This window comes from Micromonospora sp. CPCC 205558 (assembly GCF_036902955.1).
In the GTDB taxonomy this organism is placed as follows: domain Bacteria; phylum Actinomycetota; class Actinomycetes; order Mycobacteriales; family Micromonosporaceae; genus Micromonospora.
The window spans coordinates 46,222-69,263 of record NZ_JBAKHR010000014.1 but is presented as its reverse complement, the minus strand read 5'-3'; the positions used below and the strand labels follow the sequence as shown (position 1 = coordinate 69,263).

Below are 23,042 nucleotides of genomic sequence, written 5' to 3'. Positions count from 1 at the left end.
CGACTCGTGGCGTGGCTCCGACAACGCCCTGCTCTTCGACTGCAACGGCAACAAGAAGGCGGCGTACACGAACGTCCTGAACGCCCTCAACGCCGGCACGGGTATCCCGACCACCCCGCCGCCGACGTCCCCTCCGCCCACCGACCCGCCGCCCACCACCCCGCCGCCCACCACGGGTGGTTGCTCGGCGTCGGTGTCCCTGAACTCGTGGACCGGCGGGTTCGTGGCCAACGTGAAGGTGACCGCCGGTTCCGCCGGCACGAGCGGGTGGACCGTCACCCTCACCCTCGCGAGCGGCGCCGCTGTCACCAACACCTGGAGTGCGACGGCCAGCGGGTCCACCGGCACGGTGCGGTTCGCCAACGTGGACTACAACGGCCGGCTCGGCGGCGGCCAGGTCGCCGAGTTCGGCTTCCAGGGCACCGGTAACGGGGCTGGCATGACGCCGACCTGCACCGCCTCCTGACAACGACCGACTGAGCGCACACGCCGGCCGGTGTGTGGGACCGATCCTGGTCCTGCACACCGGCCGACGTGTCGCGACGAACAGATCGATCAGGAGTACGGAAGCCGCAGCACCGACTGGTTACCGATGCCCACCGTGCTCGGGTTGTTGCCGATCGCCGACCACACCTCCACCCGGACCGTGCCGTTGCTCAGCGCGCCCAACGTGCCGGTGGCCGAGGCCAGGCCGGCGTTCTGGGTGTAGTGCTCGTAGCCGGGGACCGGGTCGGTGGCGAAGTAGCGCAGCGTCTCCACCCGCTCCCAACTGCCGTTGCCCGTGAGGTCGTAGGAGATCCGCACCTGCACGCCGTTGCCGACCGCCGTTCCGGCGTCCACGAACAGGTCGAACGTGGTCTGCCCACCGGAGTAGGCGAGGTTGAGGCCGGTCGCCGCGAAGACCTGGGCGTTGGTGGGCGTACCGTCGTGGTTGCCGTTCGCCGCCGCGACCGTCGTCGTGGCCGCGCTACCGGCGGCGCCCAACCCACCCCCGGGCAGCAGGTAGCGGGTCGGCCCGCCGGTGGACGGCGGCGGGGTGGTCGTCGGCGGGGGATCGGTCGGCGGCGGCGTCGTAGTCGGCGGGACGCCGCCGGCCGCGTTGCCGCCACTCCAGGTGTACGCCCCGGTGGTGGCCGTCTTACCGGCTCCCACGGTGAGGGCCGTGCCGTTGGAGAACGTCACGGTGATCGGTGTCGCCGTCGGGTTCGACGCCACGTAGGTGCGGGCCCCGTTGCGGGAGAAGACCGCGGAGAGTGGATGGTTGCCGGTCACCGTCGTGTCGACGGTGCCGAGGGCGGCGAGGTTGCGAATCCAGTGGAACGTGTGTGCTCGGCTCTCGCCCTCCTCCGGGGTGTAGCCGGGGTTCGCGCGCAGGTTCGCCAGCGCCGCGTCGGCGTCCCCGAGGGCCTGGAACTGCCAGAGGATGTCCTGCCACACCGTCGGTTGTCCGCCGTTGTTGCGGACCAGTTCGGCGTAGTTCGTCCGCACGTACGCCGGGTTGTTGCCCAGGTAGAGGTGGCCTCCGGTGACCGGGAGCAGGTTGATGCCCTGGATCATCTCCGGCTCGGCGCTGAACCAGGTGGCGTACGCGCCGCCGTCGCCCCAGACCATGCCTACGGTCGAGTGACCGAACGCGCTGGGGAAGTTCTGGTCGCTGACGTCGAACCAGTACTCCTGGATGGCCGCGGCCTGCGTGGTGTAGAGGAAGACGCCCGCGTCGCGGACGGCGGTGTCGCCTGTCGTCTGCCCCCACTGGATCAGGGCGCTGGCGAAGTTCATCCCCTCCGACGAGGACTCCTGGTTGTTGCCCGAGCCGAAGGAGCCGTGCCCGGACGCCCAGTCGTGACCGGCGTAGATGTCGAAGTCACGCAGGTACGGAAATTGGGTGTCGCCGCGGCGGTAGTTGTTGGCGTCCCGGATCAGCAGGTCGACCATGCCGCCGTAGCGGCTGGTCGCCGCCCACGTCGGGTCGAACTTCGCCAGGGTCGCGGCGGCGGCGATGTAGTAGCCGTAGTGGAAGTGGTGGTCGTTGAGCTCCTGGTCGGACCCGTACGACGCCGGGTAGCCGATCATGGTGCCCCAGTTGTTGTCGTAGTAGAAGACCCGGCTGGTCTTGCCGCTGGAAGCGGTGAACCAGTCGGTGAGCGTGCTGCGGATCGCGTTCAGCGCGCTGTCGCGCGTCGTGACGTCGTTGACCTGGTCGGCGATCTCGGCGATCCGCGCGGCTCGGCCGAGCCCCTTACCGGTCCAGTAGGTGTCGTTGCCGCGTTGGTCCATCGGGTTGGCGCGGACGGCGGCCAGCTGGCTGGTGAGTGTCGCCAGGTCGGCACCGCTGCCGTCACCGACGGCCGGCAACTCCGGCAGGATGCCCTGGAACTTCATGGCGGTGCGGAACTGGTTGACGCCGGTGAGCACCTTCATCCGGCCGCGCGCCGACGGGTAGGTCGGCGTGATCGCGGTGGAGCCGCTCAGCGACTTCCACTGGTGCGGGTAGAGGCTGACCACGGTCTGCGTGACGGACCCCTCCCGGGCGGTCGTGGTGAACGCGTACGTGGTGGTCAGGCCGCTGGTAGCGGGGTTGTAGGCGTACGACACCTGGGTGCCGGTGACGTGGGCGTGCGCGTACTGGCCGTAGGTCGCGGCCAGGCTGGCCCGCTCGGTCGCGCTCGACGTCGGCGGCAGGAGGGCGACGGAGAAGTAGCCCCGACCGGCCAGGGTGGACGTGATCCGGCCGGACGCCACGGTCCAGCTCGCGCCGCTCGGGGCGTACCCGACGTAGTCGTGGCCGTTGACCCGGAAGCCGATGGTGGCGCCGCTGTTGGACCAGACGTCGGGGGAGCCCGGGGTGCTGATCTGCGCGTTGCCGCCGGTGGTCTGGAAGTACGCGAACGGCAGACCGTGGCCGATGGTCGCGCGCATGGTGCGTGTGCCGTCGCTCCAGTGTGGGCTGACCGTCCAGTCCGTCCAGCCGTCGACCTTGACCAGGGGTGCGGCGAGCCCGGCGACACCTACCCGGATGTCCTGCACGTACGGGTAGTGGAACTCGCCGACGCCGGTGGCGGTGCCGCTGATGGACGGCGTGGAGTTGGCGGAGAACCCGAGCCCGTCGCCGAAGGTGTCGTACGAGATCGGGTGGGCGTGCAGCGGCTCGCTGAACGAACAGTCGGTGCGCTTCCACAGCAGCGAGGACCACCAGTCGTTGGTGGGTATCGGCCCGGTCGGCGCGTTGGCGGTGGCGAACTGGCGGGGGTTGCTGGACATCGCGCCGCAGCCGCTGGGGAGCGGGCCGACCGGGGTGGTCGTGTAGCTGCCGGCGCCGACGGGTGCGGCCTCGGCCGCGTCGGTGACTCCGATGGCGAGGCCGCCGACGGCCAGGGCCAGCGCGGTGGCGGCGGCCAGGGCCCATCGGCGGTGGGGGACGGGAGGTTTCATCGTGCCTCCATCGCGCGCGCCGGTTGCGGATCTTGCCGGGTCCGGCGCGTTGCGTCTGAATTGGGGGGAAGGTCAGGTGAGAGAGCGCTCTCTCGGCCACGGTAGTGGAGCACCGAGATTCACGTCAATGTGTCAAACCCGTTGCGTGCTGATGTCGCTATTTGCCGGCGCCCGCACTGTCGCTCAGCAACGAGTCCGGCACGCGCATCCGCCACGCGTCGGTCACCAGCTCGGTCAGCCGGTCGAGGTCGACGGCCGCCAGGCGCAGCATCACCAGGGGCAGGCCGTCGTAGCCGGGCGTGGTGAAGAAGACCTCGGGCTCCCCGAGCAGGAGAGCCTGCTTCTCGGCCTCGTCGCCGACATACAGCACCGCGACGTCGAGCCGGATCACCCGCGGCTTGCCCGCTATCCGCTCCGGATAGGACCAGACGAAGCCCTTGTCGGCCACCCGGAAGTCGAAACCGTCACTGGCGATCTCCACGGTGTGCGGCAGGGCCAGCGCCACCCGGCGCACGTCGTCGGCGTCAGCCATCGAACCCCCTCGCGCCGACCACCATCCGCATGCGCAGAGACTACTCGGTGGGCAGCTCGACGGCCGTGGCGCCGACAATCGCCCGTTCGCCGTTCTCCTGGACATAGCCGACCACGCTGGCGTTGCGCGGATCGAAACCAGACGGTGTCGCCAGCTCCACCTGCCCCTGCTCGGCGTCCAGGCCCACCGTCCCGAAGGCGCGTACGACGTTGTCCTGCCGCAGCGTCCGTCCGGCGTTCTCGCCCCGGGCGATCTCGCTGACCAGGCCCCGTTCCACGACCGCCACGTTCAACACCGCGCGCCCCGGCGGCCGTTCGGTCCGGTAGTCCACCACCACCCGGTCTCCGCCGAGATCGGCGATGGAGAGCGCCAGTGGGGTGGCGGTCGCTGTCGAGGCCGTGGCGGACATGATCGTGCTGGCCGCCCGGCGGCGATCGGAACCGACGAACTCGTCGGTGCCGTTGACGACCATCTGCGGGGTGTACAGACCTCTGGTGCCGAACGCGCGGGCGTACGCCTCCTGGCGCGCGGTGTACGCCGGGTTCGCGAACTGGTCGGGCCACCCCAGGTCGTCCCAGTAGTCGACGTGGAACCCGAGGGCGAAGACGTTCTGTCCGTGAGCGCGGGCGTCGCGTTCGATCTCGCTCAGCAACTCCTCAGCGGGTGGGCAACTGTTGCAGCCCTGGGACGTGAACATCTCGACGACGGCGAAGCCGCCGTCCGTCGATGCATTCGTCATGGTGGCGTGTCTCCTCCCACGATGTGCCCGGCGGCGTGGTGTTCCCGTTTCGGCCGCAACAATGCGCGTTGGGTCACCTCCCCTGCCGCCTCGCTGTGGGCGCCGCCGGCTGGGTGGTTGGATGGTCGGGTGCAGTTCACCGTGACAGACGCGCCGACGCGGGAGCGTTTCGAGGCGCGTGACGAGGCGGGCGCGGTCGCCGGGTTCGTCACCTACCAGCTGACCGGCTCGATCATCGCCTATACCCACACCGAGGTCGATCCGGCGTACGAGGGTAGGGGTGTCGGGTCGACGCTGGCGCGGGCCGTGATGGACGACGCGCGCAGCAAGCGCCGGACCGTCGTGCCGATCTGCCCGTTCCTCGCCGACTGGCTGGTCAAGCACCCGGAGTACGAGGGCATCGTGGTCCGGACCACTCGCAAGATCAAATAAGCGCGGGCGCGTGCGTGACTCCGGCGGCCGACGCACCGCCTGAGCCCGCCCTCCGCAGCCCTGTCGGGAGACACCAACGATGACAGTTTCCACGTTCCGTGCCCTGCACCACGACCGTGCGGTCGGCGACCCGCTCGTCCTGCCGGGACCCTGGGACGCGGGCAGCGCCCGGGTGCTGGCCGACGCCGGCTACCCGGCGCTCGCGATCCCGAGCGCCGGTGTCGCCGCCTCGCTCGGCTACGAGGACGGCGCGACCCCGCCGGACGAGATGTTCGCGGCGGTCGCGCGCATCGTCCGAGCGGTGTCCGTTCCCGTGTCCGCTGACGTCGAAGGCGGTTATGGCCTCGCCCCTCGCGAGTTGGTCGGGCGGCTGTTGGAGGCCGGCGCCGTCGGCTGCAACCTGGAGGACTCGGACGGGCCCGCCGCACTGAAGGACCCGCGGCGGCAGGCGGACTGGCTGGCCGAGGTGCGCGCGGAGGCGGGAGAGGCTCTCTTCATCAACGCACGCGTCGACACGTTCTTGTTCGGGACGGGTGACCCGGCCGACGCGGTGCAACGCGCCCGTCTCTACGTGGCGGCCGGCGCCGACTGCGTCTACCCGATCCTGGCGCCGCTGCACGTGCTTCCGCAGCTGCGGGAGGGCATCTCCGGACCGATCAACATGGCCGCCGACCCGGACCGGGACTCCGTGGCCGAGCTGGGCCGCAACGGCGCGACTCGGATCACCTTCGGCCCGGGAATGCAGCGGTACGCCATGACGGCGATCGGCGAGCTCGCGGCCGAACTGCGCGCCTGAACGGGAGGTCACCCGCCCGCCGACGGGCTACGACCGAGCCCCCGGCGCCGTCGCGATGGACGGCTGCCGGGGGCTCGAAGGCAGGCGGTCAGGCCTGGTTGCCGTTGGACAGAACCGCGGCCATCTCGTCGCTGGCGCCGGCGAGTACACGGGCCTGCTGCGGCCAGCTGGCCAGCCCGGGTGCGGCGCGCAGGCCGGCAGTCCGGATCAGGTCACGCAGCGCCGGCTCGTCCAGTTCGCCGAGTTGGCCGTACGTGCGCACGCCAGCGTCCTGCAACGCGGCGGCCATCTTCGGCCCGATGCCCTGAATCCGGCGGAAGTCGTCGGCCGGGCCCGTCGGGTCGGCGTCGACGCTGATCGCCGCGTCGCCGGCCGAAAGGACCGGAGAGGTCGCGGTGGTGGTCGGTCGGACCGGAGGCGTGGCCACCGCCGACCGTTCGATCTCCTCGGCGTCGTCGGCCCGGCCGACGGAGACCGGCGCATCGTTGACGGGCGCATCGTTGACCGGCGCATCGTCGACGGGCGTGCTGTCGACGGGCGTGCTGTCGACGGGCGCATCGTCGGCGGGCGTGGTGGCGAGCGGCGCCGGGTCGGCGGGCGGCAGGTCGTCCGCAGGTTCGCGGGGAGCGACCACGGCCGCCGGGGCGGGCTGCTCGTCGACCGTGACCGGCTCGGAGGCCGACTCCACGGCCGGCGCCGACTCCACGGCCGGCGCCAGCTCAGCGGCGTCGGACGGCTTGGTGGCCGGTACGGCCGGCGGGTCCTCGGTCAGCGCCATGTCCGCCGGGTCGACCGAGTTCGGCGCGTCCGCCGGCACGGGCACCGGGGTGGGATCGTCCGATTCGGTAATCGCGGCTGGCGCGCTGACCGTGTCGACCGGTGCCGGCTCGTCGGCGACCGCGGTGGGTGCCGGGTCGACGGCGGCCGCAGGACGGGCCTCGTCGGTGGTGGCGGCCGGCGCAGGCGTGGTGATCACGGCCAGCCCGGCGACGGGGTCACCATCCACTATCGAATTGCCCTGTACGCCCCGCCGGCTGCGCAGCAGCCACCCGGCGGCCAGGCCCAGCAACAGTGCCAGTACCACTATCAGCGAGTGTCCGAAAGACCACGCCACGGCGAACCTCCCTCTCACCTCGTTGGAAAAGTCACGAGAAAAACTCGCCGCAGCTTCGCACACGCGTATTTCCGACAACAGAGAGGACCGGCCGACAGCGTTACTGGTGGGAACAGTCGCCTCAGCCGGTGCCTGCCAGGTCACACAGCGTCGCCCAACCACCCCAAAGCGGGCCCGACGAGACCGCGATCCGTGCAGGCGCCGGACCCGACGAGACCGGGTCGGGTCCAGACCGGGGCGGGCGGAGAGCGCCGGACATGATGCGACCCGGGCTCGGCGAGGGACGCCGAGCCCGGGTCGGGCCCGATGCGTTGGTTCAGTCCCGGTCGCCCTCGTAGGTGTGGAAGTCGTCGACGAACCGGCGACGCAGCCGTGGCACCCGGCTGGTCACTCCGAAGTAGCCGCGCGCGCCGAGCAGCGCGAGCCGACCCACCACCGGCCGGTACATCCGGTCGTCGCCGTTGGTGCCGCTGCGATTCAACGATTCGGCGACCCGCGCGAAGCCGTACGGCGCCATCACCGCCTCGTAGTCGGCGACCGCCTGGAGCAGGGTCTTGTCGCCGGCGGTGGCGCGGCTGAGCTGCTCGCAGAGCAGGCGGGCGTCGCGCAGCGCGGTGTTCGCGCCCACGCCGCGACCAGGGGTCATGGTGTGGATGGCGTCGCCGAGCATGGTGACGGTGCTGCTTTTCCAGGGCGGCACCGGCTCGGACGTGGACACCTTGATCGGTAGGGCACTGGCCGGGTCCGCGCGGGTCAGCAGTTCCCGCAGGTGCGGGTGCCAGTTCGAGGTGAGGTCCAGGGCAACGTGCAGCAGGTCCTCGCCGCGGCGTTGCATGATGTCGGACGGGAACCGATTGGCCGCACTCCAAATGATCAGATTGATGTTGTCCGTGGTGGTGTCGTGGGCCAGGCCGGGCCAATCTCGAAGCAGGGCGGCGTCGGCCTCGCTGACGCCGGGCTTGATCGCCCGTTCGGCGTCCCACTTGAACTCCATGACGTGCAGCACGCCCATCATCCCGCCGACGCCGAAGATCAGCGAGATGCCCTGCTGGACCCGCTCCGGAATGAGACCGCGGGTGTGCGGGGTCAACGGGACCCGGGTGGCGATGTTGATCGTCCCGGCGTCGCGGATGACGGCGTGCGGCAGGTACTGGCGGCGTACGGCGGAATGGGTGCCGTCGGCCGCCACCAGCAGATCGCCGGTGGCGGTGGTGCCGTCGGCGAAGTGCGCGGTGACAGTGCCGTCGTCGCGCTGCTCGTACCGGGTGAAGGTCTTGTCGAAGTGCACCACGTCCTCCAGGCCGGTCAGCAGCACCTGGCGCAGCACCATCCGGGCCACCGAGTGTTCGGTGCGCACCGGGTCGGCGCTCGGCCGCAGCGCGAACGACGCGGTCTCGCGGAGCCTCTGGGTGACCACGTTGAAGTGGTGCGGCGGCCGGGCGCAGGTGGCCAGGAAGGTGGCGAACAGCTCCGGGGGCAGACACTCCCGCAGCGCCCGGCTACCGGTGGGGCCGATGCCGACCCGGTAGCCGAGCAGCCCTTCGGCCCGGTCGCGGTGTCGCTCGTAGACGGCGACACTGATCCCGGCGCGGCGCAGGCCGTGCGCCAGGCACAACCCGCCCGTGCCCGCGCCGATGATCAGGACGTGCGGTGGCGCGGCGGACACGTCAGCCGGCCGGGTGCGCGGCGGGTGCCTCGGTGCTGGCCGGGTGCGCGGTGGGCGCTGTAGTGCTGGCCGGGTGCGCGGTGGGCGCGTCGGTGCTGGCTGCGCGCGCAGCGGGCGCGGTGGTCGCGGTGGTCGCGTCCCAGCGGTAGAAGCAGCCGGCGATCGCGTCCCGGGGAGAGCGCCAGGTCGGCAGGTACGGCGACGTGTGCGCGGAGAGCCGTTCGTTGACCTGTTGGAAGAGCGGGTGGTTGCGGGCCGCCGCCAGCGCGTCCGGATCGACGTCGTCCGAGGTTTCCAACAGGTGTACGCACAGGTCGTGCAAGCAGTACAGGGATCGGTGCGTGACGCCGGTCAGGCCGGGTAGTTCGGTGGCGTCGGACTCGGCGAAGATCTGCGCGACCCGCCCCTCCGCTCCCGGGATGATCCGGCTGACGATCAGTAGACGACTCATGGGACCCCTTCCGCCGGTGGCCTGCCCGACCCTCCGGGATCGGTGCCACGTGCTCTGTGCGCCCACCGTGCCGCAGCGCCTGTCACATCACCGTCACGTACGCCGACCGGCCGGTGACGGGCGGTCGGTGAGGGCGTCGCGGCTGGCCTGGCGGATCGGGGCGAGCGTGTCGTCGAGCAGCGCGCTCATGGCCGGGCTCGGTTCCAGCCGCAGTTCCCTGCGCAACAGGTCCCGGTAGACGTAGAAGGCGTGTACGGCTTCGAAGGCGTTGCCCTCGGCCAGGTGGATGCGGACCACCAGCCGGTGGGGTGTCTCCCGTAACGGCTCGGCGGCCATCGCCTCCAGCGCGGCTTCGAGGGCCTCACCATGCCGCCCCGCGGCCAGGTGGTGCCCGGCCACCTGTTCCAGCATGTGCAGGCGGAGTTGGCGCAGGCGCTCCCGGTCCAGCAGCACCCAGTCGTCGTACCAGCCGGGGAGCAGGTCGTGCCGCCCGGCGGCGAGCGCGCCGGCCGCGGTGCGGGGGTCGTCGCCGTCCCGGACCCGGGCCGCGGTGCCGACCAGGTCGTCCACGTCGAGTCGGACCGCCGGGTCGAGGCGTACGGTGTCGCTGGCCACCGTCATCGGGCAGCACGGGTCCTGTCGAAGCCGCCACAGGGCGGTGCGTAGGGAGGACAGCGCCCGCTCCTCCGACGCGTCGGGCCAGAGCAGACCGGCGAGCTGGCTGCGAGTGGCGCCGGGGCGGAGCCCGATCAGCGCGATCACCCGTTGCAGCCCGCGCGGCACCACTACCGGCACCGCCTCGCGGAGGAGTCGGAAGCCTCCGAGCAGGTGGAGTGAGACGCCCTCCTCGGGCGGGTCTCCGGCGGTCGGCACGGACGGATCAGCGGCCACGGCGGCACCCCCTGCGGAACGCTCGTCCCGACTGTCTGCTGTCCCGGATCGGTTGCCCGCGACGCCACTGTCGACCCCGCCGATCGCGGCGTGGCCGGGCGCGGCCCCGCCCGCCAAGGCAGCCGGGCTGACCACGCTGAAGATTATCAATGGTGGTCACGTTGAGTCAACGCCGCGCGGACCTCCTATTCGCGACAGTCAACCCGAGATCGGTTCTGAACTGCATAAACGTTGGCAGGCGGAGTGCGTCGGGCGCATAGCTGATGCACAGGTTGCGTCAACGCAGCGTCACCATCATGCGTCGCTGGCCGGCTCGGCGCGGTGACGCCGCCGTGACGAGGATCGGCGCATCGTGTCGGGAGTCGTCCAGCGCGTCCGGGGGCCACCCGTCGCCCGTCGGACGCTGTGGGGGGAGCCCAGTATGGACCGATCGCTGATCATCGCGAAGGTGGATCCGACCGCCGAGGAGCGGGTCGCCGAGATCTTCGCCGAGTCGGACGCCACGGAGCTGCCGCGCCTGGTCGGTGTCCAGCACCGCTCGCTGTACCGCCTGCACGACCTCTATGTGCACCTGCTCGAAACCGCGCAGCCGGCGGAGGGCGCGGTGGAGGCCGCTCGAGACCACCCCGAGTTCATCCGGGTCAGTGACCGACTGCGTCCGTACGTGTCGCCGTACCTGTCGACCTGGCGATCGCCGCGCGACGCCATGGCGCGGTGCTTCTACCGGTTCGACAGTCCGGACACCAGGCGGCGGCCGTGACGGCCACCGCGCCGCGCGAAGAGCAGCTCTGGTCCCGTTGCGCCGGCTGCGCCAGCCTGCTCTACCGCAAACGGCTGCGCCGTAACCTCGACGTCTGCCCCGAGTGTGGGAAACATGCCCGACTCGGCGCGCCGGAACGCCTGCGCCAACTGGTCGACCCGGGTTCGCTGCGCCCACTGCCCGACCAACTGCCGGAGGCGGACCCGATCGACTTCGTCGACGTGCTGCCGTACCCGCACCGGCTCACCGGTGCACGGGCCAGCACCGGCCTGGCCGAGGGCGTCGTCTGCGCCACGGCCACCATCGGTGGGCACCCGGCCGTCCTGGCGGTGATGGATTTCCGCTTCCTCGGCGGCAGCCTGGGTTGCGCGGTGGGCGAGCTGATCACCCGGGCGGCCGAACGGGCACTGGACGACCGCACCCCACTCGTCCTGGTCACCGCCTCCGGCGGGGCGCGGATGCAGGAGGGCGCGCTGTCGTTGATGCAGATGGCGTCCGTCAGCCAGGCCATCGCCGCGCTGCGCGAGGCGGGGCTGCTCACCGTGAGCGTCCTCACCGACCCGACCTACGGTGGGGTGGCCGCCTCGTTCGCCACCAACACCGATCTGGTGCTCGCCGAGAGTGGCGCGCGGATGGGCTTCGCCGGCCCCCGGGTGATCCGCCAGATCACCGGGCGGGCACTGCCGGAGGGTTTCCAGACCGCCGACTTCCTGCTCCGCCACGGTCAGGTCGACATGGTGGTGCAGCGCCGGTCGCTGCGCGGACGGCTGGTGGCGCTGCTCGCCGCGAGCCACGTCGGTACCCCGGCGCGTGCTCCCGTACCCCGGCAGGATCCGGCGTCGCGCCGCGAGCGCCTCGCCGACGACGAAGCAGCTCTGCCGCCGTCGGCGGACTCAGCGCCTCTGCCGTCGTTGGCGGGCTCAGCAGCTCTGCCGTCGTTGGCGGGCTCAGCAGCTCTGCCGCCGTCGGCGGACTCAGCAGCTTTGCCGCCGTCGGCGGGCTCAGCGGCTCTGCCGTCGTCGGCGGGCTCAGCGGCCGACGGAGACGCCGCCACCCCGGCCGCCGGTGACACCCCTGCGGCACGCGACGCGTGGGACACCGTCCGGATGGCGCGGCACCCCGGACGACCAACCACACTGGACTACCTGGACTCCGTCTTCGACGGGTTCGTGGAGCTGCACGGCGATCGGCTCGGCGCGGACTGCCCGGCCATCGTGGGTGGGGTGGCGCGGCTGGCCGGGCGGCACGTGATGGTCATCGGCCACCAGAAGGGGCACACCACCGCCGAGTTGGTCGCCCGCAATTTCGGCATGGCCAGCCCGGCCGGGCACCGCAAGGCGCTGCGGCTGATGCGCCTCGCGGCCCGGCTCGGCCTGCCCGTGGTCACCCTCGTGGACACCCCCGGCGCCGACCCCGGGGTGAGCGCCGAGGAGCAGGGTCAGGCCGCGGCGATCGCTGAGAACATCCTCACCCTCACCGTGCTGCCCACGCCGGTGCTCGCGGTGATCACCGGGGAGGGCGGCAGCGGCGGCGCGCTGGCACTGGCGGTGGCCGACCGGGTGCTGATGCTGGAGAACGCCGTCTACTCGGTGATCAGCCCCGAGGGGTGTGCGGCGATCCTCTGGCCGGACCGGTCCGCGGCGCCGCAGGCCGCCCGCGCGTTGCGACTGACCGCGCCCGACCTGTGCCGGCTCGGGGTGGTCGACGAGGTCGTGTCGGAGCCGCCGACCGCCGCGCACGACGACCCGGCGGAGACCGCCAACCGGTTGCGCGCCGCCCTGCTGGCCAACCTCCTGCCGCTGCTGGACGTGCCACCCGCCATGCTGGTCCGCCTGCGCCGGCAACGCTTCCGACGGTTCGGCGCGAACCGCGCCGGCGCCCGGGTGGGCCCGCGATGACCGCCGGGGACCCGGCGGTGTCGACGGTCGAGGCGTCCGCCGACGTCGGGGTGGACGGCGAGGAGGCGCTGGCCGGGCTGCGCCGGCAGGCGCAGCACCTGATCGCCGAGCTGGCCGGGCCGGTACGCCGGATCCGGCTGCGGAGCGGACCGGCGGTGCTGGAGGTCGAGTGGCACCCCGACGAGGTCACCCGACCGGAGGTACCCGCGGTGGTGCCGGCCCAGGCGGCGTCGGCGGTCGTGTCGACGCCCAACGCCCCACCTGCGGTGATCCGGCCACCGGTGCCCGGGCGGGCAGCGGTTCGGGCCCCGATCATCGGCACCTTCTACCGGTCGCCGGAGCCCGGGGCGCGGCCGTTCGTCGCGGTGGGCGACCTGGTCCGCCCGGGCCAGCCGGTGGCCATCGTCGAGGCGATGAAGCTGATGAACGAGGTGACCGCGGACCGGGCCGGTCGGGTGGTCGCGGTCCTCGTCGAGGACGGCCAGCCGGTCGAGTACGACCAGCCGCTCGTCGAACTGGATCCGGCATGACGGCGCGGGGTGGTTGACCATGTTCGAGACCGTGCTGATCGCCAATCGGGGCGAGATCGCGCTGCGGGTGTTGCGCGCCTGCAAGGAGCTCGGCGTGCGAACGGCGGTGGTCTACTCCGCCGCCGACGCCGACTCGGCGGCGGTCCGCCTCGCCGACCAGGCCGTCCGGATCGGGCCCGCATCCAGCCGGCGCAGCTACCTCAACGCCGCCGCCATCATGGAGGCGGCCCGGCAGGTGGGCGCGCAGGCCGTACACCCCGGTTACGGCTTCCTCTCCGAGGACGCCGACTTCGCCGAGATCTGCGCCGACAACGGGTTGACCTTCATCGGTCCACCGCCCGCGGTGATGGCCGCGCTGGCCGACAAGTCCTCGGCACGGGCACTGATGAGCCGCGCCGGCCTGCCCCTGTCGCCAGGCAGTGTCGCGCCGGTGCCGACCGCCGCCGCGGCAGCCGAGGTGGCCGATGCCGTCGGCTACCCGGTGATCGTGAAGGCCGCCGCCGGGGGCGGCGGCCGGGGGATGACCGTTGTGCACACCCCGGGCGAGCTGCGCCGGGCGTACACCCGCACCAGGGCCGCCGCGCAGGCCGCCTTCGGCGACGACCGGGTGTACGTCGAGCGCTACCTCACCGAGGCACGGCACGTCGAGGTGCAGGTGCTCTGCGACGCCCACGGCAACGGGGTGCACCTGGGCACCCGGGACTGCTCGGTGCAGCGCCGGCACCAGAAGCTGGTGGAGGAGGCACCCGCCCCGGCGCTGCCCGCCGCCGTCCTCGACACCATCGCCGAGACAGCGTTGCGGGGCGCGCTCCAGGTCGGCTTCGTCGGCGCCGGCACGCTGGAGTTCCTGGTCGACGCCGAGGAGAAGTTCCACTTCCTGGAGATCAACTGCCGGATTCAGGTGGAGCATCCGGTCACCGAGATGGTCACCGGGATCGACCTGGTGCACGAGCAACTGCACATCGCCGCCGGTGTGCCACTGCGCTGGCGTCAGGAGGAGATCCGCCTGCACGGCGTCGCGGTGGAGTGCCGGGTCAACACCGAGGACCCCGGGCGCGACTTCGCCCCCACCCCGGGGCGGTTGGAGCGGTTCACGCCGCCCGGCGGCCCGTTCACCCGGGTGGACACCCACGCCAGCGCCGGTTACCTGGTCGGCCCCTGGTACGACTCGCTGCTGGCCAAGGTGATCGTCTGGGCGCCCGACCGGGAGTTGGCCCTCAACCGGCTGGAACGTGCCCTGGACGAGTTCGACGTCGCCGGTCCGGGCGTGCACACCACCATCCCGTTCGTCCGGCGGGTGCTCGACGACGCCGCATTCCGCAAGGGCCGCTACACCACCGGCCTGGTCGACCGTCTGCTCGCCGCGCCCGCGCGGCGGCCGACGGCCACCCCCGCACCGCGCACCGCGCCCGCCGCAGATCCCGACGCAACCCACAGGAGGACCCGATGACCGTCACCCATGGTCGCCCGATGACCGCCGAGATCACCGACATCCTGGTGGCGCACTGCGGGCTGGACGCCGACGCCGCGGCCCGGGCGCCCGCCGCGTCGCTGGAGGAACTGGGCATGGACTCGCTCGCCCTGCTGGAGCTGTCCGCGGTCGTCGCCGACCGCTGGCAGGTGAGCATCCCCGAACAGGCCGGGCAGTTGAGCATCCCGGCGGTGGCCGACCTGGTCGCCCGCCGCGCCGACCCGCCCGGGCACACCGAGAACAGCGTGGTCATCGACGCGCCGCTGGGACTGGTCTGGGAGGTCACCAACGATGTGGCGAACTGGACCGAGCTGTTCACCGAGTACGCCGTGGTGGAGATCCTGCACCGCGAGGGGCACATGGTGCGGTTCCGGCTCACCATGTATCCCGACGAGAACGGGGTGTCCTGGAGCTGGGTCAGCGAGCGCACCGCCGACCCGGTGAGCAGGCAGGTCCGGGCACACCGGGTGGAGACCGGGCCGTTCGAGTACATGCGCATCCACTGGCGCTACACCGGGGAGGCCGGTGGCACCCGGATGACCTGGACGCAGGACTTCGCGATGAAGCCCACCGCGCCGGTCGACAACGCCGCGATGACCGAACGGATCAACACCAACAGCGTGATCCAACTCGCGGTGATCAAGGACCGGGTGGAGCGGATCGCCTGGCAGCGCGCCGACCAGGGCAGCCCGACCGCCAGCGACGAGCCGACGGAGGCCGACGATGAGTGACCTCAGCACCCGCCCGATCGCAGCCCGGGACGTACCCGCCGACCGCCGGCGTGGCGGTGAGCTGCGGGTGCTCCTCGGCCCGCGCACCGTCGGCAGCACCTCGGGCTTCCTCGGGGTGGCCACGCTCGCGCCGGGGGAGCGGATCGCCGAGCACTACCACCCGTACAGCGAGGAGTTCCTGTACCTGGTGCGGGGCGCGATCACCGTGGACCTGGACGACCAGCCGACGCTGCTGGCCGCCGGTGAGGGGCTGTTCGTTCCGGTGAACGTGCGGCACCGACTGCGCAACACCGGCGTCGAACCGGCCGAGGTGGTCTTCCACCTGGGTCCGCTCGCCCCCCGGCCCGAGCTGGGTCACGTCGACACCGAACTGGTGGAGGCATCATGACCGGGCGCCGCACGGTGGTGACCGGGATTGGGGTGGTCGCCCCGGGCGGTGCCAGCCGGGACCGCTTCTGGAAGACCATCACCGAGGGGCGGACCGCCACCCGGCGGATCAGCTTCTTCGACCCGTCGGCGTTCCGGTCGCAGATCGCGGCGGAGTGCGACTTCGACCCGGTCGCGGCCGGGCTCAGCGAGGCCGAGCGACTCCGGGCCGACCGGTACGTGCAGTTCGCGCTGGCCTGTTCCGCGGAGGCGGTGGCCGACGCCCAGTTGGTGCTCACCGACGCGGAACGGGACCGGGCCGGGGTGGTGCTCGGCACGGCGGTGGGCGGCACCATGGCGTTGGAGCAGGAGTACGTCACGGTGAGCGAGCACGGCCGGCGCTGGCTGGTGGACGGGGCGCGCGGTGGCCCGTACCTCTATCAGGCGTTGGTGCCCAGCAGCCTCGCGGCGGACGTGGCCTGTCGGCACGGGTGGCACGGCCCGGCGCAGGTGGTGTCCACCGGTTGCACCTCCGGCATCGACGCTATCGGGTACGCCCATCAGATGATCGTGGATGGTGAGGCGGACGTGATGCTGGCCGGCGCGTCCGACTCGCCGATCTCACCGGTCACTGTCGCCTCGTTCGACGCGATCAAGGCGACCAGCCCGGACAACGACGACCCGGCCCACGCCTCCCGCCCGTTCGACGCCGACCGGCACGGGTTCGTGCTGGCCGAGGGTGGGGCGGTGCTGGTGCTGGAGGAGGCCGGGCACGCCCGGCGACGAGGGGCGCACATCTACTGCGAGGTGGCCGGCTACGCCAGCCGCAGCAACGGCTTCCACATGACCGGGCTCCGCCCGGACGGGTTGGAGATGGGCCTCGCCGTCACCGACGCGCTCCGGCAGGGGCGGATCCTTCCCGAGCAGGTCTCCTACATCAGCGCCCACGGCTCCGGCACCCGGCAGAACGACAGGCACGAGACGGCCGCGTTCAAGCGGGCGTTGGGCCAGGCCGCGTACCGGGTGCCGATCAGCTCGATCAAGTCGATGGTCGGGCATTCGCTCGGCGCGATCGGGTCGATCGAGATGGCCGCGTGCGCACTCGCCATCGAGTTCGGTGTGGTGCCACCGACGGCGAACTGGAGCACCCGGGACCCGGAGTGCGACCTGGACTACGTACCCAATGAGGCGCGGGAGGTCCCGGTGGACGTCGCACTCTCGGTGGGCAGCGGGTTCGGCGGTTTCCAGTCGGCGATGGTGTTTCGTCGGATGCTCGGCGCGGTGGCGGCGTGAGCGCCGTTCGGCAGCGTGGCGGCGGGAGCGCCGAGGTCGCTCGCGCCGTGGTGACCGGCATCGGGGTGGTCGCACCGAGCGGCGTCGGCGCGGACGCGCACTGGCGCACGGTCCTCGCCGGCACCCGCCGGACCGGGCCGATCACGTTGTTCGACCCGTCCGGTTATCCGACCCGCTTCGGCGGGGAGGTGCCCGGTTTCACCGCCGACTCCTACGCCGACAGCCGGCAACTGGTGCAGACCGACAGGTGGACGCACCTCGGCTTCGCCGCCACCCGGCTGGCGTTGGCCGACGCGGGCCTGCCCGACCGGGCCCCCGACCCATATGGCTACGCGGTGACCCTGGCCAGCTCGTCCGGGGGCAACCTGTTCGGTCAGCGGGAGCTGCAACGCCTGTGGGGCGGCTCGTCGCGCACGGTCGGGGCGTACCAGTCGATCGCCTGGTTCTACGCGGCCAGCGTCGGGCAGCTCTCCATCCACCACCAGTTCAAGGGACCGAGCGGGGTGCTGGTCGCCGAATCGGCCGGTGGGCTGGACAGCCTGGCGCACGCCGCCCGTGCGGTACGCCGCGGCACCCCGGTGGTGATCGCCGGGGCCACCGAGTGCCCGTTGAGCCCGTACGCGCTGGCCTGTCAGCTGCGCTCGGGGCTGCTCAGCGACGTCGCCGACCCGGAGCGGGCGTACCTGCCGTTCGACGCCACGGCCAGCGGCTACCTGCCGGCCGAGGGGGGAGCGGTGTTCGTGGTGGAGGAGCTGGGGCACGCCCTGGCCCGGAGCGCACGGATCTACGGCGAGGTGAGCGGGTGGGGCTCCACCCACGACGCCGCGCACACCACAGCGGACAGCGCCGGTGATCCGGCCCAGTACGCGCGGGCGATGCGCCTGGCCCTGGACCGGGCGGGCGTAGCGGCGGCCGGAATCGACGTGGTGCTGCCCGACGCGCTCGGTGTGCCCCGCTACGACCGCAGCGAGGCCGAGGCCCTGCGGGCCGTGTTCGCCGACCGGGCGCCTCCGGTGACCACGCAGAAACCGCTGACCGGTCGGGCGTACCAGGGCGGCTCGGCGTTGGACGTGGCCACCGCGCTGCTCGCCTTCGCCCACGACATCCTGCCCGCGTCAGCTGGGCCGGACGAGGTAGCCGAGGGCTGTGAACTGGACTTCCTGCGGGAGCACCGTCGACCGAGCAGCCGGCTCGCACTGGTGTGCGCGCGGGGCTTCGACGGGTTCAACAGCGCGCTGGTCCTGCGTGGGGCCGCGCCGATGAGAGGAGAGGCGTGATGAGCGAGCAACGAGCCCGGGTGGTCTTTCTGGTACGGGTGCCGGTGCCGCGCACCGAGCAGTTCCTCGCCGCGTACGAGCAGGTGCGGCACCTGGTTGCCGGCGGCGTGCCGGGGCACCTGGTCGACCAGGTGTGCCGTTCGTCGACCGACCCGGAGCAGTGGTTGATCACCAGCGAGTGGGCGAGCCTGGCCGACTTCGAGAGCTGGGAACGCAGCCCCGAGCACCGGGACCTCGTCCGCCCGATGCGGGAGTGCTTCACCGACGCCCGCTCGCTGCGCTTCCACATCCACGCCCAAACCCCAGCCCTGGCCTGACCGTCCCCCCCCCCCCCCCCCCCCCCCGCGCCCCCGCGCGGCTCGCTCTCCGCGATCTTGCACATACTGTCGTGGCATAAGGGATATGCCACTCGTTTCGACAACCGAAACTGCAAGATCGGCGCGGTGGGGTGGGGCCGCGCGGGGGCAAACCCCGCCCGCTGGCATGCTCGCGGGGTTGGACGAGCACACTGATGCCGTGCTGTTCGTCGGCTATCACGCCGGTGCCGGGCCTGCCGTGCTGGCGCACACGATGAGCGATGCCATCCTCGACGTGCGGGTGCCAGCGTGGCGCGACTCGCCACGCTCGTCGGGCTCACCCAATGACCGCGTCGCCATCGGCCGTCCGGCTGAGGGCGCGCGACGGTAGTACGAGGCGTCACGTCTCGGTGACGCTGCGGCGAATCGCCCGGCCGATTCTGTCTGCTGAACGGGCTGTCGGCAATCCGGCTGGCCGCTGGTTTTGATCCATCCATTTGCATCTAGCAATGACCATGGAGGCGTCGTATGGTTCCCCGCAACACCCCGACAGGCGTACGTGATGGGCGGATTCGCCCTCTTTGATGCTGGGCGGTGAACGGCAGTGACGGCAGAAGATCCTACGGTGACAGACCCTGGATGGGTGGACGAAGTCCTCTTCGCAGGCCACCCGACCGACGTTTGTCTTCGACTGCCCGAGCCCATCGACCGGGCCACCCTGCACCGCCTGGTCAGCGCCGCGCAGGACCGGCTCACCGCCGCCGGACTGCGCCCCGGAGGCGCCGCGGCGCTGCGGCTGCCCCCGTCCCTCGCGTACGTGGTGAACCTGCTGGCCACCTGGCGTGCCGGGGGGCAGGCGATCCTGCTCGACCACCGGCTCACCGACCACGAGGTGGACCGGGCGCTGCTCCGGTTGACCCCGCAGGTGGTGATCGCTCCACTGCGTACCGGCGGTGGCGCGCTGAAGATCTTCGTCGACGTCACCGAGGGCGTCACCCGGTACGGCGACAGCCCGGCGGTCAGCGGCCATGCCGTGATCCAGCTCAGCTCCGGCTCCACCGGCCCATCAAAGGTGATCGGCCGCACCGCTGCCGACCTGGTCGCCGAGGTGCACCGTTACACCCGCATCGACGGTGTGGCGCTGCCCGGCGAACGGATCATCCTGCTGCCCTCGATGGTGCACGTGCTCGGCCTGGTCGGCGGTCTGCTCTACGGGCTGCACGCCGGGGTCGAACTGGTGCCGCCGGAGCGGCTCAGCGGCGACGCCGTGCTGGCCGCGATCAGCGCCGGCGCCACGCCGGCCACGGTGCTGGGCGTCCCGTTCCACATCGGACTGCTCGCCTCCACCCGGCTGGCCGGTCCCCTGCCCCAGCTGCGGCGGATGACCACCGGAGGGGAGTTGGTGCCGGCCGCGGTCGCCCGGGCGTTCACCGACCGCTACGGGGTGCCGCTGGGCAACATGTACGGGATGACCGAGGTCGGTGTGATCGGCACCGACCTGCACGGGGCGCACCGACCGTCGATCGCCCCGGCGCCCGGCATCGAGGTCCGTGAGTCCGGCGGGGAGCTGTGGGTGTCCTGCCCGGCGTCGCCGTACGTCGGGCTGAGCGATCCGACCCGCTGGTCGGACGGCTGGCTGCACACCCGCGACGCCGGCACCGTCGATGAGGACACCGGCCTGGTCACGGTGCGCGGTCGACTCGACTCGCAGGTCTCCGTCGGCGGGATGAAGGTCGACCTGACCGAGGTGGAGGCGACAGTCGCCGAGCTGACCGGGGTGGCCGCCGCGGTGGTGGTCTGGGACGACGGCATCACCGCGTACGTCCAACCCGACGGCCCACTGTCGGAGGAGACGCTGGACAAGCTCCTCGCCGAAAGGCTGGCCGGCTACAAGCGGCCCCGGGCGCTGCACCTGCTCGATCAGTTGCCCCGTACCACCACCGGCAAGCTGGTCCGCTCGACCGACGCGCTGCGCTCGGCGGTCACCCCGTGACCGGGCCACTGCGCCACCTCGACGTCGACAGGCGCCCTCGCGTGCGCGGCGACAGCCAGGACGAGCCCTCCGCCCAGCTGCGGGTGACCCACCCACAGGGGCTCGACGCCGGGTACCGGCCGCAACGGCAGCCCCGGCGTTGGCATGAACCGGCCCAGCCCGCCGTCGCGCAACCCCCGCCCGAGCGCCTTACCGACCGCCTCCTTGGCGGTCCACAGCCGCAGGAAGTCCACCGTCCGGTCGGCCTCGGGCCGATCGCCCAACCAGGCCAGCTCGGCGGGCGGGAACCAGCGGCGGGCCAGGGCGAGCGCCGGCAGCGGGCGGACGCGTTCCACGTCCACCCCGACCGCCCCGGCCCGACGGGCGGCGACCACCACCAGCCCGGCGGTGCGGCTGACGCTGACCGCCAGCTCGACCGTTCCGGCCGCCCCGGCGACCCGGACGACCGGCCGTCCATCGCGGTCGTGCGTCAGCACCAACTCGGCCTCCGCCTTGCCGAGCAGCAGAGTGCCCGCCCGCCGCAGCAGCACAGCGGCCGGATCCGGCTGACCGCCGGTGTCCCGGCCGACCCACACGTAGGCGGTGTCCCGACCGGACACCGTCAGCTGAGCCACGCAGAGAGGGTATCCATGAGAGCCGAGGTCCGCGCCTTCGTCGTCGAGCAGCTCGCCGACATGAACTACGACGTCGAGGGGCTCGACGACGACACCACACTCGGCCCGTCCGGCGTCGACCTGGAGTCTCTCGCCCTGGCCGACCTGTCCGTCCGGGTCGAGGACCGCTACGGCGTGACGTTCGCCGACGACGAGTCCGAGCAGCTGGCCCTGATGACGGTCGGCGAGTTCACCACCATGGTCGCCAAGCGTGTCGCCGAGGCCACGAGCGACAAAGTCTGATGAGCGGTCAGCCCGATCTGGGGCGAGCTGACCTGCTGAGCATGCTCGCCGAACTCACCGCGAAACCAGCTGCCGAGGTGCCCGACCGGATCGGCTCGATGGAGCTCGCCTGGCTGGTGCATCTCGTCGAGCAGCGCTACGAACGCCGGCTCGACCTGGCCGACGACGAGCTGGCCGGCATCCGTACCGTCGACGACGCCCTGGCGGTGTTCCGGACGTCGCTGACCGCCCCCACAGATGGTTGAGGCGCGCGTCGCCCAGCTCACCGGTATGTACGCCGTCAGCGCCCTCGGTCGGGGCGTCGACGCGCAGCTTGCCGGCGTGCTGGCCGGCGTGCCGGCCTTCGGCCCGGTACGCCGATTCGACACCGCCGCCCGCCGGGTCACCGTGGCGGCCACCCTGCCCGAGGTCGGCACGCTTTCCGACGAGTTGGCCGCCGCGATCGACGCGGCCTGCCGGGCGGCCGGCCTGGACGGCGCGCGGCGCACCGGGTGCGCCCTACTGCTCGCCGTACACGGTGGACCGGCCACCGGACCGTCTCCGGCCGTACTCGCCAATCAGCTCGCCGCCCGATGTGGCCTGTCGGGGCACACCCGGGTCTACACCAGCGCGTGCGTGTCGGCGAGCACGGCGGTGGCCGACGCCGCCGCCCAGATCACCCGGGGTGATGTCGAGCGGGTGGTGGTTGCGGCCGGCTACCTGGTGGAGCCGGACCAGTTCGCGCTCTTCGACGCCGGTCGCGCCCTCGCGGTCGACGGGGCCGTCCGCCCGTTCAGCACCGGCCGCCGAGGGCTGCTGCTGGGCGACGGCGTGGCCGCGGTGGTGCTGGAGTCGAGCACCGTCCGAAGACGCGGTGTCGATCCGGTGGCCACCGTGGCCGGTTGGGGCCGGGCCGGTGACGCGTTCCATCCCTGCCAGCCGGAGCCTGGCGGCAGCGGGCTGGCCCGCGCGGTCGGCGGCGCGCTGCGCCGGGCCGGGCTGCCACCGCAGGTCGTCGGCTACGTCAACGCCAACGCCACCGGCACCGCGCAGAGCGATGCCGCCGAGGCGGCGGCGCTGAGCCGGGCCCTCGGCGGGCACGCCACCCAGGTCCCGGTCAGCTCCACGAAGTCGGTGCACGGGCACGCGCTGGAGGCGTCCGGGCTGCTCGAACTGGTGGTCACCGCCCTCGCGCTGCGCCACGGCGAGCTGCCGATCAACGCCGGCTGGCTGGCCCCCGACGTGAACTGCCCGGTGAACGTGGTGACCGCCCGTCCGCAGAAAACGGACGCCACCCACGCCCTCACCCTCAACGCCGCCTTCGGCGGTGCCAACACCGCTCTCCTGGTCGGCGTCGGATGACCGCCCCCCACTCCCCGCGATCTTGCACTTTCTGCCCCGACGATTACGACCAAACACCCGAAACGACAACCGAAACTGCAAGATCGGCGGGGGTCAGGGCTCGGGCTTGGTGGCCTGAACGTGGGGACCTCGGGGGC

The 23,042-nt window shown here is 72.2% G+C and carries 23 protein-coding genes and 3 pseudogenes; 18 read left to right on the top strand and 8 right to left on the bottom strand.

All coding sequences use genetic code 11. From position 1 onward, the window contains the following. Positions 1-466: cellulose binding domain-containing protein (locus V6U86_RS18005; protein ID WP_334504807.1), on the top strand; the 466-nt coding region annotated here is incomplete at its 5' end. Between the two features lie 89 nt (positions 467-555). On the opposite strand, the gene V6U86_RS18000 is transcribed toward V6U86_RS18005, so the two are convergent. From V6U86_RS18000 to V6U86_RS17990, 3 genes are all read right to left on the bottom strand, one after another. Then, positions 556-3,432 carry a glycosyl hydrolase gene (locus V6U86_RS18000; RefSeq protein ID WP_334504804.1) on the bottom strand — a complete coding sequence of 959 codons (2,877 nt, stop codon included), beginning with the start codon at positions 3,430-3,432 and terminating at the stop codon, positions 556-558. 157 nt (positions 3,433-3,589) lie between these two features. Continuing rightward, positions 3,590-3,964: an MmcQ/YjbR family DNA-binding protein gene (locus V6U86_RS17995; RefSeq protein ID WP_334504802.1), complete on the bottom strand. Its 375-nt coding sequence runs from the start codon at positions 3,962-3,964 to the stop codon at positions 3,590-3,592. 40 nt (positions 3,965-4,004) lie between these two features. Then, on the bottom strand, positions 4,005-4,703 hold the full coding sequence (locus V6U86_RS17990) for a DUF1223 domain-containing protein (RefSeq protein WP_334504800.1): 699 nt from the start codon (positions 4,701-4,703) through the stop codon (positions 4,005-4,007). A gap of 129 nt (positions 4,704-4,832) precedes the next feature. Here V6U86_RS17990 and V6U86_RS17985 point away from each other — a divergent pair, with 129 nt between their 5' ends. Both V6U86_RS17985 and V6U86_RS17980 read left to right on the top strand, forming a co-directional pair. Beyond that, positions 4,833-5,135 (top strand): GNAT family N-acetyltransferase, encoded by a 303-nt coding sequence (locus tag V6U86_RS17985; protein WP_334504798.1) that lies wholly within the window; start codon positions 4,833-4,835, stop codon positions 5,133-5,135. A gap of 79 nt (positions 5,136-5,214) precedes the next feature. Further along, positions 5,215-5,931, top strand: a complete 717-nt coding sequence (locus tag V6U86_RS17980; protein ID WP_334504796.1) for an isocitrate lyase/PEP mutase family protein — start codon at positions 5,215-5,217, stop codon at positions 5,929-5,931. An 88-nt stretch (positions 5,932-6,019) separates the two neighbouring features. Here V6U86_RS17980 and V6U86_RS17975 read toward each other — a convergent pair whose 3' ends face one another. From V6U86_RS17975 to V6U86_RS17960, 4 genes and pseudogenes are all read right to left on the bottom strand, one after another. Continuing rightward, entirely contained in the window at positions 6,020-7,045 is a 1,026-nt protein-coding gene (locus V6U86_RS17975; RefSeq protein ID WP_334504793.1) for a hypothetical protein, read from the bottom strand. Between the two features lie 316 nt (positions 7,046-7,361). Beyond that, positions 7,362-8,711, bottom strand: coding sequence for an FAD-dependent oxidoreductase (locus V6U86_RS17970; RefSeq protein ID WP_334504790.1), 1,350 nt, complete (start codon positions 8,709-8,711; stop codon positions 7,362-7,364). A gap of 106 nt (positions 8,712-8,817) precedes the next feature. Beyond that, positions 8,818-9,162: pseudogene (locus tag V6U86_RS17965) on the bottom strand (TcmI family type II polyketide cyclase); the annotation flags it as partial. A gap of 93 nt (positions 9,163-9,255) precedes the next feature. Then, positions 9,256-10,053 carry an AfsR/SARP family transcriptional regulator gene (locus V6U86_RS17960; protein ID WP_334504788.1) on the bottom strand — a complete coding sequence of 266 codons (798 nt, stop codon included), beginning with the start codon at positions 10,051-10,053 and terminating at the stop codon, positions 9,256-9,258. Positions 10,054-10,474: 421 nt separating this feature from the next. Here V6U86_RS17960 and V6U86_RS17955 point away from each other — a divergent pair, with 421 nt between their 5' ends. The 12 genes and pseudogenes from V6U86_RS17955 (at position 10,475) to V6U86_RS17905 (ending at position 20,668) form a co-directional block, all read left to right on the top strand. Further along, the gene (locus tag V6U86_RS17955) at positions 10,475-10,813 is read left to right on the top strand and encodes a TcmI family type II polyketide cyclase (RefSeq protein WP_334504786.1); all 339 of its coding nucleotides are present in this window, start codon (positions 10,475-10,477) and stop codon (positions 10,811-10,813) included. Continuing rightward, positions 10,810-11,619 (top strand): annotated as a pseudogene (gene accD / locus V6U86_RS33405) (acetyl-CoA carboxylase, carboxyltransferase subunit beta); the annotation flags it as partial. The gene V6U86_RS17955 and the pseudogene accD, both read left to right, overlap by 4 nt. 180 nt (positions 11,620-11,799) lie before the next feature. Beyond that, positions 11,800-12,711 (top strand): annotated as a pseudogene (locus V6U86_RS33400) (acetyl-CoA carboxylase carboxyltransferase subunit alpha); the annotation flags it as partial. Next, positions 12,708-13,241: an acetyl-CoA carboxylase biotin carboxyl carrier protein gene (gene accB / locus V6U86_RS17945; RefSeq protein ID WP_334504781.1), complete on the top strand. Its 534-nt coding sequence runs from the start codon at positions 12,708-12,710 to the stop codon at positions 13,239-13,241. The pseudogene V6U86_RS33400 and the gene accB, both read left to right, overlap by 4 nt. A 19-nt stretch (positions 13,242-13,260) precedes the next feature. After that, positions 13,261-14,691, top strand: coding sequence for an acetyl-CoA carboxylase biotin carboxylase subunit (locus V6U86_RS17940; protein ID WP_334504778.1), 1,431 nt, complete (start codon positions 13,261-13,263; stop codon positions 14,689-14,691). Beyond that, positions 14,688-15,443 carry an SRPBCC family protein gene (locus tag V6U86_RS17935; RefSeq protein WP_334504775.1) on the top strand — a complete coding sequence of 252 codons (756 nt, stop codon included), beginning with the start codon at positions 14,688-14,690 and terminating at the stop codon, positions 15,441-15,443. Before V6U86_RS17940 ends, V6U86_RS17935 begins: the two co-directional genes overlap by 4 nt. Continuing rightward, the gene (locus V6U86_RS17930; RefSeq protein ID WP_334504773.1) at positions 15,436-15,831 is read left to right on the top strand and encodes a cupin domain-containing protein; all 396 of its coding nucleotides are present in this window, start codon (positions 15,436-15,438) and stop codon (positions 15,829-15,831) included. The genes V6U86_RS17935 and V6U86_RS17930 overlap by 8 nt, the downstream gene beginning before the upstream one ends. Beyond that, complete coding sequence (locus tag V6U86_RS17925) at positions 15,828-17,102, top strand: beta-ketoacyl-[acyl-carrier-protein] synthase family protein (protein WP_334504770.1); 1,275 nt, start codon at positions 15,828-15,830, stop codon at positions 17,100-17,102. The genes V6U86_RS17930 and V6U86_RS17925 overlap by 4 nt, the downstream gene beginning before the upstream one ends. Then, on the top strand, positions 17,099-18,379 hold the full coding sequence (locus tag V6U86_RS17920; RefSeq protein ID WP_334504768.1) for a beta-ketoacyl synthase N-terminal-like domain-containing protein: 1,281 nt from the start codon (positions 17,099-17,101) through the stop codon (positions 18,377-18,379). Before V6U86_RS17925 ends, V6U86_RS17920 begins: the two co-directional genes overlap by 4 nt. Continuing rightward, positions 18,379-18,696, top strand: coding sequence for an antibiotic biosynthesis monooxygenase family protein (locus tag V6U86_RS17915; protein WP_088948353.1), 318 nt, complete (start codon positions 18,379-18,381; stop codon positions 18,694-18,696). Before V6U86_RS17920 ends, V6U86_RS17915 begins: the two co-directional genes overlap by 1 nt. 85 nt (positions 18,697-18,781) lie before the next feature. Further along, complete coding sequence (locus V6U86_RS17910) at positions 18,782-19,066, top strand: M55 family metallopeptidase (protein ID WP_334504758.1); 285 nt, start codon at positions 18,782-18,784, stop codon at positions 19,064-19,066. A gap of 252 nt (positions 19,067-19,318) precedes the next feature. Continuing rightward, complete coding sequence (locus V6U86_RS17905) at positions 19,319-20,668, top strand: class I adenylate-forming enzyme family protein (protein WP_442934956.1); 1,350 nt, start codon at positions 19,319-19,321, stop codon at positions 20,666-20,668. Here V6U86_RS17905 and V6U86_RS17900 read toward each other — a convergent pair. Then, positions 20,596-21,282 carry a 4'-phosphopantetheinyl transferase family protein gene (locus V6U86_RS17900; RefSeq protein WP_334504754.1) on the bottom strand — a complete coding sequence of 229 codons (687 nt, stop codon included), beginning with the start codon at positions 21,280-21,282 and terminating at the stop codon, positions 20,596-20,598. The genes V6U86_RS17905 and V6U86_RS17900 overlap by 73 nt on opposite strands. A gap of 15 nt (positions 21,283-21,297) precedes the next feature. Here V6U86_RS17900 and V6U86_RS17895 point away from each other — a divergent pair, with 15 nt between their 5' ends. Genes V6U86_RS17895 through V6U86_RS17885 form a run of 3 tightly spaced genes read left to right on the top strand, consistent with a single transcriptional unit; the run spans position 21,298 to position 22,905 of the window. Further along, positions 21,298-21,564, top strand: a complete 267-nt coding sequence (locus V6U86_RS17895) for an acyl carrier protein (RefSeq protein ID WP_334504752.1) — start codon at positions 21,298-21,300, stop codon at positions 21,562-21,564. Continuing rightward, positions 21,564-21,809 (top strand): acyl carrier protein, encoded by a 246-nt coding sequence (locus V6U86_RS17890; RefSeq protein WP_334504750.1) that lies wholly within the window; start codon positions 21,564-21,566, stop codon positions 21,807-21,809. Before V6U86_RS17895 ends, V6U86_RS17890 begins: the two co-directional genes overlap by 1 nt. After that, entirely contained in the window at positions 21,802-22,905 is a 1,104-nt protein-coding gene (locus V6U86_RS17885; RefSeq protein WP_334504748.1) for a beta-ketoacyl-[acyl-carrier-protein] synthase family protein, read from the top strand. The genes V6U86_RS17890 and V6U86_RS17885 overlap by 8 nt, the downstream gene beginning before the upstream one ends. Positions 22,906-23,042: the final 137 nt, after the last annotated feature.

Coding starts and splice junctions, on each gene's coding strand:
- V6U86_RS18000 (WP_334504804.1), bottom strand. CDS start 3,432: ATGAAACCTCCCGTCCCCCACCGCCGATGGGCCCTGGCCGCCGCCACC.
- V6U86_RS17995 (WP_334504802.1), bottom strand. CDS start 3,964: ATGGCTGACGCCGACGACGTGCGCCGGGTGGCGCTGGCCCTGCCGCAC.
- V6U86_RS17990 (WP_334504800.1), bottom strand. CDS start 4,703: ATGACGAATGCATCGACGGACGGCGGCTTCGCCGTCGTCGAGATGTTC.
- V6U86_RS17980 (WP_334504796.1), top strand. CDS start 5,215: ATGACAGTTTCCACGTTCCGTGCCCTGCACCACGACCGTGCGGTCGGC.
- V6U86_RS17955 (WP_334504786.1), top strand. CDS start 10,475: ATGGACCGATCGCTGATCATCGCGAAGGTGGATCCGACCGCCGAGGAG.
- accB (WP_334504781.1), top strand. CDS start 12,708: ATGACCGCCGGGGACCCGGCGGTGTCGACGGTCGAGGCGTCCGCCGAC.
- V6U86_RS17940 (WP_334504778.1), top strand. CDS start 13,261: ATGTTCGAGACCGTGCTGATCGCCAATCGGGGCGAGATCGCGCTGCGG.
- V6U86_RS17935 (WP_334504775.1), top strand. CDS start 14,688: ATGACCGTCACCCATGGTCGCCCGATGACCGCCGAGATCACCGACATC.
- V6U86_RS17930 (WP_334504773.1), top strand. CDS start 15,436: ATGAGTGACCTCAGCACCCGCCCGATCGCAGCCCGGGACGTACCCGCC.
- V6U86_RS17925 (WP_334504770.1), top strand. CDS start 15,828: ATGACCGGGCGCCGCACGGTGGTGACCGGGATTGGGGTGGTCGCCCCG.
- V6U86_RS17915 (WP_088948353.1), top strand. CDS start 18,379: ATGAGCGAGCAACGAGCCCGGGTGGTCTTTCTGGTACGGGTGCCGGTG.
- V6U86_RS17910 (WP_334504758.1), top strand. CDS start 18,782: ATGCCACTCGTTTCGACAACCGAAACTGCAAGATCGGCGCGGTGGGGT.
- V6U86_RS17895 (WP_334504752.1), top strand. CDS start 21,298: ATGAGAGCCGAGGTCCGCGCCTTCGTCGTCGAGCAGCTCGCCGACATG.
- V6U86_RS17890 (WP_334504750.1), top strand. CDS start 21,564: ATGAGCGGTCAGCCCGATCTGGGGCGAGCTGACCTGCTGAGCATGCTC.
- V6U86_RS17885 (WP_334504748.1), top strand. CDS start 21,802: ATGGTTGAGGCGCGCGTCGCCCAGCTCACCGGTATGTACGCCGTCAGC.